Consider the following 12830-nt stretch of genomic DNA (forward strand, 5'->3'; position numbering starts at 1 on the left):
GTCGCTCGAGCACGCGAGTGACCTCGGGACGTCACGCACACATACCCGTGAGGCGTCAACCAACAGCTTCGACAACAAGGGGAGTTGGCTCAGTTGGCAACGGAATCCGCACACCGACCAGTCGAGAGCGCCGTCGTCGTCGGCGCTGGCATGGTGGGCCTGGCCACGGCGTGGCACCTTCAGGAACACGGTGTCGAGGTCACCGTCCTCGATCGCTCCGGGGTGGCCGCCGGCAGTTCGTGGGGCAACGCCGGCTGGATCTCCCCGGGCCTGTGTGTGCCGCTTTCCGACCCGTCTGTGCTCAACTACGGCCTCAAGTCGCTGCTTGATCCAGACTCGCCGCTCTACGTCCCGTTCAAGCCGGATCCGTCGCTCGCTCGCTTTCTCCTCGGCTTCGCGCGCCGATGCACGCCGGGTCAGTGGAAGCGGACGATGGCCACCTTCGTGCCACTCAACCAGCGCGCCATCGGCGCCTACGACACCCTCGAACGCGGCGGTGTGCAGGCGACCTCGCACGAGGCGCCGATCGTCGCCGCCTTCAAGAACCCGGATGACGCCGCGGGACTCGAGCACGAGTTCGACATGATCCGCGGCGCCGGGCTCGACCTCGAGACGGAAGAAACGAGCCCTGACGTCCTGCGCCGCACCGTGCCGATCATCAGCGAGCACGTCCAGCGCGCGGTGAGCATTCGCGGGCAGCGCTTCATCAACCCCGGCGAGTACGCCCAAGCTGTGGCGGACGCCGTCACCGCCCGTGGCGGGCGTGTCATCACGGGCGCCAACGTGCGCGCTTTCCAGCACGTGCGCGAAGGCGTGCGCGTCGACCTGACCGCGGGTGAGCCGTTCACTGCTGACGTCGTTGTGGTCGCCACGGGCGCGTGGCTCCCGGAGCTGACGGCGGGCTTCGGTGTGAAGGTTCCCGTGCGCGCCGGACGCGGGTACAGCTTCAAGCTGCCCATCACCGACCCGGCAGCTCGCCCGGTCGCTCACCCCATCTACTTCCCGTACGAGCGCATCGCGTGCACGCCGATCGACGACGGCCTGCGTGCCGGCGGCACAATGGAGTTCTGCGACACGGACGACCCGCTCCACGTGGGCCGCGCCGACGCCATAGCCCGCAGTGGCCGCGACCTGCTCACCGGCGTCGACTGGGAGGCGCGCGACGACCTGTGGTGCGGCAACCGGCCCGTGCCGCTCGACGGCCTGCCGCTTGTCGGAGCGACCCGGGTGCCGGGCGTCTACGTCAACGGCGGGCACGGCATGTGGGGTATCACGCTCGGCCCGCTCTCAGGCGAACTTCTCGCCGAACAGATCGTCACCGGACGCGTTGCTGACGAACTGCGTCCGCTCGACCCGCTGCGCTGACCACTCCGGACAGCCGAACGCGAAAAACGGTCCGCACCGAACCGGTGCGGACCGTTTCACGTGAAACGTCAGATGACGTCGACCGACTCGTGGTCGCCCACGCCCTGCGCGAGACGTGCGAGGTGGTAGCGGGTGTCACCGAAGGTGCGCTCGATCGATGCGAGGCGTGACGTGTAGTGACCGACTGCGTACTCGGCCGTCATGCCGATGCCGCCGTGCAACTGGATGGCCTCCTGCCCGACGAGGCGCCCGTAGGTACCCACGAGGTACTTCGCGCGGGAGACCGCGTCGACGTTGACCTCCTCGGCCAGCGCCATGGCGGCGAACAGCACGGCGCTGCGCGTCAGCTCGACGCCGACGTACATGTCGGCCGCGCGCTGCGTCAGCGCCTGGAACGTCATGAGCGGCACCCCGAACTGCTTGCGCGTCTTGAGGTACTCCACCGTCATGCCGAGGGCGGCTTCCATCGCGCCGATCGCCTCGCCCGACTGAGCGACGTTCCCCAGCGCCAGTGCGGCGTCGAGTACCTCGCGACCGCCGAGGCGAACGGCTGAGGCGCCGTCGAACGTCGCGACGGCCCGGTCGACCGAAGGCGCCTCCACGAGGTAGACGCCGAGTTCGCCGTCAGCCAGCGCGGTCGTGACGACCGCATGTGCCTCGCTGAGATCGGTGTTGCCGACGCCGACGCCGCTCAGCGTGACGCCGTCACCCGAGCCCGTCGCCGTGCGCGTCGGCTGATCGGGCGCCCAGACGCCGCCCTTCTCACCGAAGGCGGTGAGTGCGACCTTCTCGCCGCCGATGACGTCGGCCAGCAGGTCGCTCCCCGCGGCGTCGAGCGCGGCAGCCGCAGCCATGGCGTCGGCGTAAGGCAGAGCGACTCGAGCCTTGCCCAGCTCCGAAGCGGCGAGAGCGACCTCGATCGACGAGGCGCCGAAACCGCCTGCGTCCTCGCTGAACGGCAGGCCGAGCAGGCCCATCTCCGCCATGCGCGACCACCCGGTGGGGTCGAACGGCTGCGGGCCCGTGGGGGCGCCGTTGCCGTCGTCCTTCGGCGTGAGGCTCGGGGCCATGTCGCGCACGGCCGAGGCCAGCGCGCGCTGTTCTTCGTTCGGCTTGAAATCCATGAGTCAGCCCCTCAGTCCGAGAATGCCGCCGGAGATGATGTTGCGCTGGACCTCGTTCGATCCCGAGTAGATCGAGGCCTTGCGGAAGTTGAGGTAGCGCGGCAGCGTCTCTCCACCCCAATCACCCGTGTGCCAGGTGAGCGCTTCGACGCCGGCGACGTCGACCATGAGCTCGAAGACCTCCTGCTGCAGTTCGCTTCCGCGCAGCTTGAGGATGGACGACGCCGGGTCGGGCCGGCCGTCACGCGAGTCGCCGGCGACGCGCAGCACCGTCAGCTCCAGGGCCATGACCTCGGCCTCGAGTTCGGCGAAGCGTGCGGCGAGCAGCGGGTCGTCGAGGGCGGTGCCGTTCGGCGAGCGGGTCTCGCGGGCGTGCTGCTTCGCCTGGGCGAGAGCGGCCTTGATCGAGCCGACGGGCGCGGCGGACGTGCGCTCGTTTCCGAGGAGGAACTTCGCGTAGTCCCAGCCCTTGTTCTCCTGGCCGACGAGCTGGTCGGCGGGCACGCGCACGTTGTCGAAGAACACCTCGTTGACCTCGACCCCGCCGTCGATCAGCTTGATCGGACGGACCGTCAGGCCCTCGCTCTTCATGTCGATGAGCAGGAACGAGATGCCCTTCTGCGGCTTGTCGGCCTTCGGGTCGGTGCGCACGAGCGTGAAGATCCAGTCGCCGTACTGCCCGAGCGTCGTCCACGTCTTCTGACCGTTGACGACCCACTCGTCACCCTCTCGCACCGCCGTGGTGCGCAGCGACGCGAGGTCGGAACCCGAGTCCGGCTCGGAGAAGCCCTGGGACCACCAGATCTCGAGGCTCTTCGTCTTCGGGAGGAAACGCTCCTTCAGCTCCTGGGAGCCGAACGCCGCGATGACCGGCCCGACCATGTTGATGTTGAACGGCAGCGGGCTCGGCAGCCCGGCGCGCTGCAGCTCGGAGCGGTAGATGTGCAGTTGCAGCTCGTCCCAGCCGCGGCCACCCCACTCTTCGGGCCACTGTGGGGCGGCGAGGTTGTGCTCGTCGAGGAACTTCTGCGATTCACGCAGGATCTCGGGGACGGCTTCTCCGTCCTTCATGTAGCTGTTCTTGAGGTGGTCCGGCACCTCGTTCTCGAAGAACGCGCGCAATTCGTTCTGCAGCGCGACGTCCTCCTCGCTCAGTTTTCGCTCCACGGTGACTCCCTGGTGTGTTCGAGGCGAAGGCGAACCTTCCTCATCCATGTCTACACCGTTGTTGAGCAATGCTCAATAAGCCGTCTGCGGCCTGGAACGCGAAAGCGGCCCGGAGCGTCCGTGACGGACGTTCCGGGCCGCTCGTGCGAGCGCTTCGGCTCAGTGCCCCATAACAGGTTCGGCCGGCTTCTTGACGAAGAAGGTGAGCGCGACGGCGAGGCAGCAGATACCCGCGGCCACCCACATCGCGAGCGAAACGCCACCGGAAACTGCGTCGGCCTGGTTCTCGCCCGCTTTCGCGAGCGACTCGGCGCGTGACGTCATCACTGTGACGGCGAGTGCCGTTCCGGCGCCGGCGGCCACCTGCTGCAGGGTGCCGAGGATCGACGAGCCGTGCGAGTACAGGTGACCCGGCAGCGAACCGAGACCCGCGGTGAACAGCGGCGTGAACATGAGCGCGAGGCCCAAGCTGAGCAGCGGGTGGATGAACAGGTAGACCCACCACTCGGCGTGCGGCGCGACGAGCCCGCCGAGCGCGGTGGCGGCGACGACGATCATCGCGCCCGGTGTGACGAGGGGCTTCGGACCGACCTTGTCGTAGAGGCGCCCGATACGGGGGCCGAGCAGACCCATCATGAGCCCACCGGGCATCATGACGAGGCCCGCCTCGAGCACGCTGAGGCCGCGGGTGGCCTGCAGCCACAGGGGCAGCAGGATCATCGTGCCCATCATCGCGAGCATCGCGATGCACATGACGGCGACCGCGATGCCGAAGCCGGGCGAGGCGAGGGCACGCAGGTCCATGAGGGGCGCGCCGCCGTTACGGGCCAGGCGCAGCTGACGCCACACGAGCACGGCGATGCATGCGGCGCCGACGATGACGGCCACCCAGGGGTCGACGACGGGCTCGGCGCCCGGCGTGTGCCCGCCGAACTGGCTCATGCCGTAGATGAGGCCGCCGAAGCCGACCGCTGCGAACGGGATCGAGATGAAGTCGAGCGTTCCGCCCGCCTGCGATCCACTGCGCGGCATGAGGCGGAAACCGATGACGCCGCACACGACGGCGAGCGGCAGCACGAGGAGGAACAGCCAACGCCACGAGGCGAACTGGAGGATGAGCCCCGACGTCGTCGGGCCCAGGGCCGGTGCCACCGAGATGGCGAGCGAGACGTTGCCCATCGTGCGGCCGCGCTCGGCGAGCGGCACGATCGTCATGACCGTCGTCATGAGCAGCGGCATCATGATGGCCGTACCCGTCGCCTGCACGATGCGCCCGACGAGGATGACCCCGAAGTTCGGCGCAATCGCGGCGAGCAACGTGCCCAGCGCGAACGAGATCATGGCCGCGGCGAACACGGCGCGGCGTTCGAAGCGCTGCAGCATCCAGCCGGTCGTCGGGATGACGACGGCCATCGTCAGCATGAACGCCGTCGAGAGCCACTGTGCGGCGTGCGCCGTGACGTGGAGCGACGACATGAGCTGCGGAATCGCGTTGACCATGATTGTCTCGTTGAGGATGACGATGAACGTGGCCACGGTGAGGATGCGCAGCACGAGCTTGTAGTCACCCACCGGCTCGGGGGCGCCGGGCGCGCTCACCGCGTCGCTCTCGGCCGCGTGCTCGGAGAACTCGTCGCTGGTGGCGGCCGGCGGCACGGGGGTGGGGATCTCGTCGGCTGCGGTTGCCGATGACGAGGGGGTTTCGGGCATGCGGGTGCTCCGGCATCGTGGAGGGTGGATTCCGGCGAAGGTGACGAGCGTCGAGGTCCGGAGAAAAGTCGGGCTTCATACTCTACGGTGAAGCGCGCTGACACAGCGAACGATTTTCGCGCCGTGACGTGTGGTCTTCGTCGCGCTCCCCACGAAACGGTTCCCTCACCGGACGGCTCGACGCCGCCCGTCGTCGACCCGGCAGACTGGGCGCAGTCGAAGGGACGAGGTGTGAGCACCGACCGCATGACGTGGGCCAGCCGGGGACGGCGAAAGCCGGTCTACCGCCACCCCGACAAGATCGAGCGCAGCGGACGCCATCTGGGGCGTGCGTGGGTGGAGAACGTCTTCTTCGTCCTCGTCATGCTGCTGTCGTTCGGCTTCGCCGTCCTGCTCCTGCTCGAGGTGCGCTGGTCGTGGTCGCTGCTGCTGTTCCTCGTCCTGTTCTGGGTCGTCATGGCTTACCTCGCGCTGCCGCGACTGCAGCGTGTGCTCACGTCGATCTACGTTCCCGACTACTTCATCGGCCGCAGCCGCACGAGTGACGGCCTGCTCGGCGATCCGCTCAACCTCGCCGTCATGGGCAGCGAGGAGCAGATCCACGAGGCGATGACGCGTGCGGGTTGGACGCGCGCCGACCCCGTCACGCTCGCCTCGAGCGCCCGGATCGTGTACTCCTCGCTCGCCCGACGCAGCTATGCCGCGGCGCCCGTGAGCCCACTCGTCCTGTTCAACAAGACGCAGGCTTTCGCCTACCAGCAGGAGGTCGAGGGCAACCCGTCGCAGCGCCACCACGTGCGGTTCTGGCCGACGCCGGAGGGTTGGCTGCTGCCCGGCGGCACGCGCGTCGACTGGTTGGCTTCGGGTACGTACGACCGCGCGGTTGGTCTGTCGCTGTTCACACTCCAGGTGACGCACAAGATCGACCGCAACATCGACGTCGAGCGCGACTACGTCATCGGCACGGTGCTCCACGCCGTCGAGGAAGCCGACGTCCACGTCATCGAGAACTTCTCCACGGGGTACCACTCGCGCAACGGCGGCGGCGATGCCGTTCAGACCGACGGCAACCTGCCGACCCTGCACCTCGAGAAGGTGGAGGTGGCGCCCGAAGCCGGGGGATCGGCGGATGCGGTGTCGTCCGGCGCCACGAGGGTGCAGACATCCACTCCAGGCGACCGAACTCTCGAGGCGACCAACAGCGACAGCGCTCGCGACGTGCTGACGGAGGTCGGTCGACGGCCCATCCCGGTCGTCGCGGCCTTCGTCCTGACGGTGGCATCGGCGCTCCTGGCCATGGTCGGGTTGTTGTGGCGCGACCACGAGGCGCTCGGTGACAGCGGCCCGGACGTCATCAACGGGGTGCCCGTTGGTGTTTCCGAGACGACGGCGCTGTGGATCAGCGTGCTCGCCTACGCGCCCATCCTCTGGCTCGCGTGGCGCACGTTCCGAGGCGGCCTGTGGGCGCGGCTGACGATGATCGCGCTCGTCACGGCGTCCCAGGCGTGGCAGATGTGGCAGTACCTGCAAGGTGGACGCCCCACGATGACGGCGCTGCTGGCCCTCAGCATCGACCTGCTCATCGTGTTCGCGCTGACGAGCCTGTCGGCCCGTGAGTGGGTCGAACACCGGCGCTCCGAGACCGAGGGCGCGGACGTCGACTGACGGCGCTCGCCGCGTCACAACGTCGTGGCGGCCTCAGTCCGTCGCAGCGGGGTAGGTGGCGCGTCCGTTCTTGACCACGGCACCCGGCGTCAGCGTGGCGGGCTTCGGCTCGCCCGGCCCCATGATGTGGCGGACGGTCTCTCCGGCGGCCAAGAGCTGGTCGGCGATGAGGCGACGGTGGCAGCGCCACCACACCGCCTCGGAGCACAACATCGCGGGAACCTCGGCGTCGAGTGAACGCAGTTGCGCGAGGCCCTCGGCGAACTCGTCGCTGAGTGTGAAGTCTGCGTAGTTGTGGAAGCTGCGGTTCTGCCAGAGGGCGTTGACCTCGTCGGGCACGTCCGGCTGTTTGGGCCTGCGGCCGGTGAGCGCAGTGAGGTGGACGTAGCAGATGGCGCGCTCCTGCAGGCTGGCCGTCAGTGCGTCCTGGTCGAACCACGGATACTTGCGCGAACCGGGTAGGCGGCGCACGTCGACGACGACATCGACGCGGGCTGCCTCGAGCAGTTCGAGGAACTCCGCGATGCTGCGGTCGGAGTGGCCGATCGTCAGGAACTCGACCGGTGAGTCAGTCATCCTTGACGAGACTCAAGGCCGATTCCTTGTGCGCGGCGACGTGATCCGTCTTGTCACTCTTGATCTCGTACTGCGGCTCGTCCTGCGACGCGTGGCGGGTGCGGCCCTTGTACTCGAAGTCGGACGTGTGGACCGTGGTGATCGTGCCGGAGACGTGGCCGGCCTCGGAGTTCCAGGTGACGTGGTCACCCTTGCTGAATCGCGTGCTCATGACGTACCTCCTGCCTCGACGATAGCGCTGCGAGTTCCCACCCCCGGGGAGGCTGGAACGTGAGGGCAAAGGTGTCTACATTCGAGGCATGAGCGACAACGAGAACGAGACCTTCAAGCCCGAAGTCGACCAGCAGGACGGCGGCCCCGGCGCCCAGACCGGCGGCGACGGCGGTGAGTACAACGACACGGCCAGCGGCGGCCAGTCCGACGCCGGCAGCGAGGACGAGGGCCAGCACGGCGACGCCGACAACGCCTGATTCACCGCACGAGGGGCCACCGAGCAACGCGCTCGGTGGCCCCTCGTACCTCGGTGGGATGCGCAGGCAGCGAGAAGGCTGGTTGCGCGACTCACCGGGCCGAAGGTCCCTAAGCCTTCGGGGTGGCTGCGCCTAGCGTGGGAAGTGATCCTTCGAAGAAAGGCAGTCGCCATGTCAGAGCAGGAGCTTCGCCCCATCGTCGTCGGATTCGACGGCTCCGAGCCCTCCCACCGCGCCCTCGCGTGGGCCACGCGGCAGGGGCAGGTCACCGGCGCGCCGGTCGAGGTGTTGACGACGTGGCAGTGGCCGACCAACTACGGCTACGCGATGGCCTTCGAAACCACGTACCGCCCGGACGACGTGGCCCGCGAAATGGTGGAGGAGGTCGTGCGCAAGGCTGCGTCGGAGCACCGTGACGTGACGTTCTTCGCGCACATCGTCGAGGGCGAGCCGCGCAACGTTCTCGTCGACCGTTCCTCCGAGGCCGAGATGCTCGTGCTCGGATGCCGCGGCCACGGTGAACTCACCGGCATGCTGCTGGGCTCCGTGAGCGGCTACTGCGTCACGCACGCCCACTGCCCGGTGCTCGTCGTCCGCGACTGAGACCCTGGCCCCGACGACCGTCGGCCCCTGATCCGGTGGTCCGCCTCTTCCTGGGGGAGAGGCGGGCCACCGATGTTGAGCGATGAGTGCGGCATCCGTGCCGCGTTCACCGCTCAACATCGCACGCTCAGGCGGCGGCCTCGGCGCGCTCGCGCTTGCGGTCGTACATGCAGAACGCGGTGGCCACGACGATGAGCACCATGATGAGGCCCATCGAGATGCGGAACGACGTGGGCCACGCCGTGCCACCCTCCGTCAGCGTGAACAGCACGCCGGGGATGAGCGCCGTGCCGACGGCCGTGCCGACGCGCTGACCGAGCGACAGCACACCGCCCGCGACGCCGCCGAACTTGGGGTCGACGGCATTGAGCGTCAGCGTCTGGTTGGGGGCGATCGTCATGCCCTGGCTGACGCCGATGAGCGTCAGCGGCACCGCGAATGCCCAGTACGGCAGGGAACCGGACTCGACGGGCCCCGCCACGAGAACGACGCCGAGCACCGCAATGAACGCGACAACGAAGCCCGCGATGACGAGGCGACGCCCGAGCGTCATGACGTAGCGCCCGGCGATCTGCGAGGAGACGGCGGCGCCCACGGACGAGGGCAGCCCGACGATCGACGACTCGAACGCCGAGTGGTGCAGGTGCATCTGCAGGTAGAGCGGGATGAGGATCCAGATGCTCGTCATGCCCATGAAGAACGCCGTGACGATGAGGATGCCGTTGCGGAACGACTCGGCACGGAAGATGTCGAGGTCGACCATCGGCGGGCGTCCACGGCCCTTGTACCGCTTCTCCCAGACGACGAACGCCGCCACGAGCGCGAGGCCCACCGGCAGGAGCGCCCAGACGGCAGCCCCGGCACCGCGCTCCATGAACGGCAGCATGATGACGAGCACCGCGAGGGCGAGCAGCACGGTGCCGACAGGGTCGAGGTCGAGCTTCTGATCGGGTCGACGACGGTCGTTGGGCACCCAGCGCAGGCCGAGGAGGAGCGACGCGAGGCCGAGCGGCACGTTGACGAAGAACATCCAGCGCCAGCCGGCGTCGTTGCCGAGGATCTGGATGAGCAGACCACCGATGACCGGTCCGACGGCGGTGGCGACAGCGACCGTCGTCGCCATGAGAGCGAACGCCTTCGCGCGCTCCTGGCCGCGGAAGTACTGCTGGATGAGCCCGATGGCCTGCGGGTTGACGAGGCCCGAACCGAGGCCCTGCACGACGCGGGCGATGTTGAGGACGACGATGTCCTGCGCCAAGCCGGCCATGAGAGAGCCGAGCGTGAACAGTGCGATGCCGACGAGGAGCATGCGGCGCCGACCGATGACGTCGCCGGCGCGGCCCGACGGCACGAGGAGGACGCCGAAGGCCAGTGCGTAACCGGAGATGACCCACTGCAGGCCACCCGAACTCGCGCCGGTGGACTCGCCGATCGCCGGGAGCGCGACGTTGATGACCGAGATGGCGACGAGCGCCATGAAGAGGGGGATGAGGAGCACCGTCAGGAGCCGACGGGGCCTGACCTCGGGGGTTTGTTCGGTCGTCCGTTCGGTGCTCACCGAACGACTGTACGCCCGCCCTCGCGCCGGTCTCTAGCAGACGTGGGCACGATCACTTTTCCGCGTGGTTCCGGGGGTTCCGGGCCACTTCAGGGATGAGATTCGCCCCGGCACACGACCGACCGCGAAGGGCGGATCGCGCACCGGGGCGAATCGAAGGGAGGCCGTCAGACGGCCGCGCGCACGACCTCCGTGATCGTCGTCGGTGCGTGACCCATGAGCTCCTCGAGGGCGTTCGAGTCGGTGTGCATCTCACCGGCGGCGATCGAACGGTCCACGCGTGCCTGGATGTTCGGCCACGTGGCGTCTTGGCCGTCGCTCGTCATGGTGGCGACGAGTTCGTCGGCGCTGACGACGCGGTGCACCACCGTCGTACCCGTGGCCTCGGTGATGGCCTCCGCCAGCTCGGTGAGCGTGAAGGCAGGGCCGCCCAGTTCGAACGTGCGCGACTCGGCGCCCGCGGAGCGCAGGGCGCCCACAGCGGCAGCGGCGAAGTCTGCGCGTGCCGCAGCGGAGATCGGGGCGTCGTCCGTGGCGCTGAGGATCTCGCCGGTGGCGAGGTACTGCGGCAGCTGCGTCGTGTAGTTCTCCGAGTACCAGGCGTTGCGTAGGACGGTGTGCGCGACGCCGCTGGCGGCAAGGACCTTCTCCGTCGCGATGTGCTCGTCGACGAGGGGGTTGCTCGAGGCGTCCGCGTTGAGGATCGAGGTGTAGACGATGTGAGCGACGCCGGCGTCCCTGGCCGCTTCGATGACGTTGGTGTGCTGCTCGACGCGCGCGCCGACGGCGTCGCCGGAGATGAGCAGAAGCCGCTCGACACCCTCGAGCGCCGTGCGCAGCGCGGCCGGGTCGGCGTAGTCGGCCTCGCGGACGGTGACGCCCTGCTCGGCGAGGCTCGCAGCCTTGGCGGGGTTACGGACGACGGCGACAACCTCGTCCGGTGCGGTGCCGCTCTCGAGGAGGTCGGCGACGACGAGGCGGCCGAGCGCTCCGGTGGCGCCGGTAATGGCGAGGGTGGTCATGGCAGGTCCTTTCCACGGGCGGATGCTGTACATGCAACAGCGCCCCCACGCGGATGCTTCCGAGGCGCCGCCCGAGGACCAGCAGGTGGACGCGTCAGGGCTGCCGAACCGCGCGTACGACGGCGTCGACCCCGCCCATCTGGTCGTCGCGGCGGCGGTTCTCCAGGGTGACGATCTCCCACTCGTCGCCTCGTAGCGCGGCGCCCGCCTCGTCGATGCTCACCTGGTGCTGCCCTGCGGCACGGGTGGGTTCGCCCGTGGCCGGATCGACGCTCTGGTGGCCGACCATGAAGAGCGTCCCGCCGGGTGCGACGCCGCTGGCGAGGCGCGTGATCATCTCGGCCATGTCGCCCGCGCAGTGAACGTAGAGGCACAGGACGACGTCGTGCGCGCGAGGCTCCGGCGCCCACACGCCGAGGTCGCCCTCGACCCAGGTGATGCGCTCGGCGACGTCGGCCCCGGCCTGTGCTGCGTTGCGTTGCCCGAAGTCCAGCGCAGCGGGCGAGAAGTCGACGGCGGTGACGTTCCAGCCGTGCGCGGCAAGCCACAGGGCTTCCGCGCCGTGGCCGGCGCCGGCGTCGAGAACGGACGGTTCGCTGTCAGGGCGACGTGTGGTGAACAGCTCCTCGAGCTCACCCGTGACGTACGGGTTCGGCGCTTTCGTGGCAAGCATGTCGGCGTGCGACGCCATGACCTGCTGCCAGCGCTGCTCCCAGCCGTCGCGGTCGAACGAGGGGGTGTTCATCGCGCGATCAGACGTGGCCGCTGAGCTGCGCCATGCGTGCTTCGAGCGTGGCGAGCAGCGAGTCGAGCTCCTTGGAGTTCTCGGCGCTCACGGGCAGCACGTCGATGGAGATCTTCGCGCCGCCTGCGAGGGCGCGCAGTTCGTCGAGCTTCGCGGCGAAGGGCGAACCGCTGCCGGGAGAGTAGTAGCGCACCGCCTCCTCCAGCCGGTCAGGGTAGAGATCGGCCTTCGTCACGGCGATGACGACCCACACGGGGCGCTCGCGACGCACCGCCATGGCGGCGATGCGGTGCGCGGTGATCGTCCAGTCCTCGAGCTCGGCCGCGAGCTGCTCCTCGACGCTCCGCTCCGGCGCACTACCGCTGACGCCGCCGCTGCGTCGGGGCGTGGCGTGGCCGTAGGCGACGACGTGGATGACCCCGTCGACGGGTGCCTCGTAGAAGACCTCGTCGAGGGCCGTCAGGCGCGTCGCCGCGTTGTCACCCGGCACCACGCGGAAGCGGAAACCCTTGAGTCGCGCGGATTTGGACGTACGGCGCTCCATCGTCGCCGACCCGTTCTCGGTGACGGCCTCCGGCGTCGTGCGTCGAGCAAGCCGGTCGACGAGACGTGTCTTGCCGACACCCGTCATGCCGGTGACGGCGACGGTCGGATAACGGCGGTGCAGCAGGGTCGACAACTTCTCCGGTGCCGTGGACACCGCGGTGAGAGCGCTTCCGGCGATGCTCGTGCCGATGGCGGCCTTGCCGGAGCCGCTCACGGCCTTTCCGATGGTATTCACGTTCTACCTCGCGTGACGTCGATGTACATCGGGGTCAACCTTAC

Annotated in this window: 13 protein-coding genes; 4 read left to right on the forward strand and 9 right to left on the reverse strand. The window is 68.8% G+C overall.

Going from position 1 to position 12830, the window contains the following annotated elements:
- The first annotated feature begins 93 nt into the window (after window positions 1-93).
- Window positions 94-1365: an FAD-binding oxidoreductase gene (locus EVU97_RS11120; protein WP_240730209.1), complete on the forward strand. Its 1272-nt coding sequence runs from the start codon at window positions 94-96 to the stop codon at window positions 1363-1365.
- Window positions 1366-1433: 68 nt separating this feature from the next.
- On the opposite strand, the gene EVU97_RS11125 is transcribed toward EVU97_RS11120, so the two are convergent.
- The 3 genes from EVU97_RS11125 to EVU97_RS11135 form a co-directional block, all read right to left on the reverse strand.
- Complete coding sequence (locus EVU97_RS11125; protein ID WP_047310911.1) at window positions 1434-2489, reverse strand: acyl-CoA dehydrogenase family protein; 1056 nt, start codon at window positions 2487-2489, stop codon at window positions 1434-1436.
- Window positions 2490-2492: 3 nt separating this feature from the next.
- A complete protein-coding gene (locus tag EVU97_RS11130; RefSeq protein WP_129665823.1) occupies window positions 2493-3656 on the reverse strand; it encodes an acyl-CoA dehydrogenase family protein in 1164 nt (387 codons plus the stop codon).
- Window positions 3657-3815: 159 nt separating this feature from the next.
- On the reverse strand, window positions 3816-5366 hold the full coding sequence (locus EVU97_RS11135; RefSeq protein WP_129665825.1) for an MDR family MFS transporter: 1551 nt from the start codon (window positions 5364-5366) through the stop codon (window positions 3816-3818).
- A gap of 231 nt (window positions 5367-5597) precedes the next feature.
- Here EVU97_RS11135 and EVU97_RS11140 point away from each other — a divergent pair, with 231 nt between their 5' ends.
- Window positions 5598-7031 (forward strand): LssY C-terminal domain-containing protein, encoded by a 1434-nt coding sequence (locus EVU97_RS11140; RefSeq protein ID WP_240730210.1) that lies wholly within the window; start codon window positions 5598-5600, stop codon window positions 7029-7031.
- Window positions 7032-7064: 33 nt separating this feature from the next.
- Here the strand turns inward: EVU97_RS11140 and EVU97_RS11145 are convergent, their stop codons facing one another.
- Window positions 7065-7607: a DUF488 family protein gene (locus EVU97_RS11145; RefSeq protein WP_047310913.1), complete on the reverse strand. Its 543-nt coding sequence runs from the start codon at window positions 7605-7607 to the stop codon at window positions 7065-7067.
- On the reverse strand, window positions 7600-7818 hold the full coding sequence (locus tag EVU97_RS11150; protein ID WP_047310914.1) for a DUF2945 domain-containing protein: 219 nt from the start codon (window positions 7816-7818) through the stop codon (window positions 7600-7602). The genes EVU97_RS11145 and EVU97_RS11150 overlap by 8 nt, the downstream gene beginning before the upstream one ends.
- An 88-nt stretch (window positions 7819-7906) precedes the next feature.
- Here EVU97_RS11150 and EVU97_RS14990 point away from each other — a divergent pair, with 88 nt between their 5' ends.
- Together EVU97_RS14990 and EVU97_RS11155 are read left to right on the forward strand one after the other, a co-directional pair.
- Window positions 7907-8077, forward strand: a complete 171-nt coding sequence (locus EVU97_RS14990; RefSeq protein WP_156170170.1) for a hypothetical protein — start codon at window positions 7907-7909, stop codon at window positions 8075-8077.
- 171 nt (window positions 8078-8248) lie between these two features.
- Window positions 8249-8680, forward strand: a complete 432-nt coding sequence (locus EVU97_RS11155) for a universal stress protein (RefSeq protein ID WP_047310915.1) — start codon at window positions 8249-8251, stop codon at window positions 8678-8680.
- 127 nt (window positions 8681-8807) lie between these two features.
- Here the strand turns inward: EVU97_RS11155 and EVU97_RS11160 are convergent, their stop codons facing one another.
- The 4 genes from EVU97_RS11160 to EVU97_RS11175 form a co-directional block, all read right to left on the reverse strand.
- Window positions 8808-10238, reverse strand: a complete 1431-nt coding sequence (locus tag EVU97_RS11160) for an MFS transporter (RefSeq protein ID WP_240730211.1) — start codon at window positions 10236-10238, stop codon at window positions 8808-8810.
- Between the two features lie 167 nt (window positions 10239-10405).
- Complete coding sequence (locus EVU97_RS11165; RefSeq protein ID WP_129665827.1) at window positions 10406-11260, reverse strand: SDR family oxidoreductase; 855 nt, start codon at window positions 11258-11260, stop codon at window positions 10406-10408.
- A 94-nt stretch (window positions 11261-11354) separates the two neighbouring features.
- Complete coding sequence (locus EVU97_RS11170) at window positions 11355-12005, reverse strand: bifunctional 2-polyprenyl-6-hydroxyphenol methylase/3-demethylubiquinol 3-O-methyltransferase UbiG (RefSeq protein WP_129665829.1); 651 nt, start codon at window positions 12003-12005, stop codon at window positions 11355-11357.
- Window positions 12006-12012: 7 nt separating this feature from the next.
- Entirely contained in the window at window positions 12013-12786 is a 774-nt protein-coding gene (locus EVU97_RS11175) for a GTPase domain-containing protein (RefSeq protein ID WP_129665831.1), read from the reverse strand.
- Window positions 12787-12830: the final 44 nt, after the last annotated feature.

The sequence above is a fragment of the Dermacoccus sp. 147Ba genome, assembly GCF_004151355.1.
In the GTDB taxonomy this organism is placed as follows: domain Bacteria; phylum Actinomycetota; class Actinomycetes; order Actinomycetales; family Dermatophilaceae; genus Dermacoccus; species Dermacoccus abyssi.

Excerpts from the sequence above, each read along its gene's own strand:
- EVU97_RS11155 (WP_047310915.1), top strand. The coding sequence starts at position 8,249 with ATGTCAGAGCAGGAGCTTCGCCCCATCGTCGTCGGATTCGACGGCTCC.
- EVU97_RS14990 (WP_156170170.1), top strand. The coding sequence starts at position 7,907 with ATGAGCGACAACGAGAACGAGACCTTCAAGCCCGAAGTCGACCAGCAG.
- EVU97_RS11125 (WP_047310911.1), bottom strand. The coding sequence starts at position 2,489 with ATGGATTTCAAGCCGAACGAAGAACAGCGCGCGCTGGCCTCGGCCGTG.
- EVU97_RS11135 (WP_129665825.1), bottom strand. The coding sequence starts at position 5,366 with ATGCCCGAAACCCCCTCGTCATCGGCAACCGCAGCCGACGAGATCCCC.
- EVU97_RS11145 (WP_047310913.1), bottom strand. The coding sequence starts at position 7,607 with ATGACTGACTCACCGGTCGAGTTCCTGACGATCGGCCACTCCGACCGC.
- EVU97_RS11165 (WP_129665827.1), bottom strand. The coding sequence starts at position 11,260 with ATGACCACCCTCGCCATTACCGGCGCCACCGGAGCGCTCGGCCGCCTC.
- EVU97_RS11170 (WP_129665829.1), bottom strand. The coding sequence starts at position 12,005 with ATGAACACCCCCTCGTTCGACCGCGACGGCTGGGAGCAGCGCTGGCAG.
- EVU97_RS11150 (WP_047310914.1), bottom strand. The coding sequence starts at position 7,818 with ATGAGCACGCGATTCAGCAAGGGTGACCACGTCACCTGGAACTCCGAG.